Origin of the sequence: uncultured Veillonella sp. (genome assembly GCF_934190855.1) — a bacterium.
GTDB lineage: Bacteria > Bacillota > Negativicutes > Veillonellales > Veillonellaceae > Veillonella.
Genome location: NZ_CAKPTN010000188.1, coordinates 1 through 3,087 on the forward strand (window position 1 = coordinate 1; position 3,087 = coordinate 3,087).

Annotated in this window: 2 protein-coding genes; both read left to right on the forward strand. The window is 39.9% G+C overall.

Translation table 11 applies throughout. The features are described from left to right. The first annotated feature begins 274 nt into the window (after positions 1 to 274). Positions 275 to 1,714, forward strand: a complete 1,440-nt coding sequence (locus tag Q0F90_RS08490; RefSeq protein WP_296004747.1) for a sodium:alanine symporter family protein — start codon at positions 275 to 277, stop codon at positions 1,712 to 1,714. 400 nt (positions 1,715 to 2,114) lie between these two features. Next, positions 2,115 to 3,087 (forward strand): Glu/Leu/Phe/Val dehydrogenase (locus Q0F90_RS08495; protein WP_296004749.1); only part of this gene is annotated, 973 nt, incomplete at its 3' end.

The window sequence follows — 3,087 nt, forward strand, 5'->3', positions numbered from 1 at the left end:
ACTACATACAAAAAATAAAATCACAGCTCTTTGGGCTGTGATTTTGTTTTTTGTATCCAGTATTATGCATTTCTCTCATATCCTTTTAATCCCCATGTTAATTGAACTTTCAAAGTTTTCCTGCCTAAGTTATAAATTTTTTTACTAAATCTAGTACTGAATTAGCATAGCTTTTAGTCATAATACTATGTCTTTTTTACATATGTTCGTTGTATAATTTGTTGTAAAGGCGTGCGATTTATATGGCTTTATTTAGAGAAAGGACTGATACTCAATGCAAGCCCAGTTAAACGCTACAATATCTTTAATCAATGGATATTTGTGGGATTATCTAATTATCTTCATCCTCATCGGTGCAGGTCTTTATTTCACATTTACAACTAAATTCGTACAAATTCGATTCTTAGGTGAAATGATTCGACTCATTGCAAGTAGTGCTGGTGAGAAAACTGAAAAGAATCACATTTCCTCATTCCAAGCATTCTGCGTAACAACCGCATCTCGTGTAGGTGTTGGTAACATCGCAGGTATCGCGATTGCCGTAGTAATCGGTGGCCCTGGTGCTATCTTCTGGATGTGGGTTATCGCACTTCTTGGTGCCTCCACAGGCTTCGTAGAATGTACATTGGCCCAAATCTACAAAAAACCTCTAGCTAATGGTGGTTTCTATGGCGGTCCAGCTTACTACATCCGTCAAGGTTTAAAGAGCCCTGGCTTCTCCGTTTTATTCGCAGTACTTATTACGATCACATTCGGTTGGATTTACAACTCCGTACAAGCTAATACATTAGCAGCATCCTTGGTAACTCTCGATGTTCCTGCTCATATTACTGGCGGTATCGTAGCTGTCTTAATTTTATTCATCGTATTCGGTGGCTTAAGTGCAGTTGCAAAAGTTGCAGAAATCCTAGTTCCAGTAATGGCATTTGCTTACATCGGCACAGCATTATACGTTATGATTACTAACATTACACAATTGCCGCATGTATTCTACTCCATCTTCTCTCATGCATTCACACTTGATGCAGCTGGTGGCGGTTTATTCGGTACCGTTATGATGACTGGTATCAAACGTGGTCTATTCTCCAACGAAGCTGGTCAAGGTTCCGTTCCTAACGCAGCGGCTACGGCTACTGCAAATCACCCAGTTGAACAAGGTTTAATCCAAGCGTTCGGCGTATACTTAACAACATTCATCATCTGTACAGCATCTGCGTTCATCGTTCTTATCATTGGCGATTACACAACTACAGGTCTTACAGGCGTTGCATTGGTACAACATAACTTGGCTCAAGAACTTGGTCCATGGGCTCCATACGCAATGGCATTGTTCATCGTTATGTTCTCCTTCAGTTCCCTAGTTGGTAACTACTACTATGGCGAGATCAACATCACTCATCTTACAGATAAAAAGATTTACCTAAATCTCTTCCGTCTTGGTGTAGTAGCAATGTCTTACATTGGTTCCGTTGCATCTCTTGAACTTGTATGGAATGCTGCCGATTTATTCATGGCACTTCTAGTTCTTACAAACGTAACAGCTATCGTACTTCTCAACAAACAAGCAGTCGCTGCACTTGCTGACTACGTAGATCAAAAACACCGTGGCATTAAAGTCCCTGTATTCAACAAAAAAGTACTACCTACTCAAGAAGGTTTAGTATGGTGGGGCGATGGCCAAACTACAGACAGCTCTGCTGCTGAAAAACATTAATCATTCGATTAATTAAATCATTACACACATAAGGGTTCTTATTCCTCCGAATAAGGGCCCTTGTTTTTTTGTGAAAGTTTTCAATTTTCATACTAATCTAGATCTACTATAACAAATGTATACACTAATTAAATACAACTAAAGAAAATTTATACACTACTTTTAAACAACTAGAGCAAATTTATACACTAATCTAAGGCTGCTAAAGCAATTCTCCTCTCTCCAACCACAGTGAGCAAAATCACAGTATTTATCTATATTTTTACCTACTTTCAAGGGCCTAAAACTATAGAATATATTTAAAAAAATTAAAAGGGTATTATGTATACAACGTCGAATACTTAAGTATGTGAAAATTTAGCACAATTAATAAATTTACTCTGATATTCAGGAGGCAATTATGAGCGGTTACAACCCATATGAAAACATGCTAAACACTTTAGACGTAGCAGCTGAGAAACTCGGCTACTCTCGTAGCGATTACGAAGTATTACGTCATCCAGAACGCGAATTGAAGGTAGCAGTACCTCTTCAACTAGATAATGGTGAAGTTCGCGTATACGAAGGCTATCGTTGCCAACACTCCACATTGCGCGGCAGTGCTAAAGGTGGTCTTCGCTTCCATCCAGATTCCGATGAAAACGAAGTTCGTGCATTGGCAGCTTGGATGACTATTAAAAACGCTATCGCTAACATTCCTTATGGCGGCGGTAAAGGCGGTATTAAAGTTGATCCTAAAACTTTGAACCCTCGCGAATTAGAACGCTTAACTCGTAACTTCGTACGTCGTATTGCGCCAATCATCGGTGTTAATACTGACGTTCCAGCTCCAGACGTAAATACAAACTCTCAAATCATGAGCTGGATCGCTGACGAATACAGCACATTAAAAGGTGAATGGAGCCCTGGTATCGTTACTGGTAAACCTATCGAAGTAGGCGGTTCCTTAGGTCGTAATGAAGCGACTGGCCGTGGCTGTCTCATCGCATTACAAAGTTACTTAGCTAAGAAAAACTTAGACATCAAAAATCTTACTGTAGCAGTTCAAGGCTTCGGTAACGTAGGTTCCGTAGGTGCTCGTCTCATCGCTCAAGCAGGCGCTAAAGTTGTTGCTATCGGTGACGTAAGCGTTAACATCTACAATCCTAACGGTATTGATGTTGAAAAAGCATACGAATATGCTAACTCTCATGGTCGTTCCCTTGAAGGTTACAGCGAACCAGGCATGACTACAATTGGTGCCCAAGAATTATTGGCTCAACCAGTTGATGTATTGTACATGGCAGCTCTTGAAAACCAATTGAACAAAGACAACATGGAAAACATCCAAGCTAAAATCATCTTGGAAGGTGCTAATGGCCCTACTACTAATG

What these genes read in the sequence shown, in the direction of transcription:
- Q0F90_RS08490 (WP_296004747.1), top strand. Translation starts at nt 275, where the DNA reads ATGCAAGCCCAGTTAAACGCTACAATATCTTTAATCAATGGATATTTG.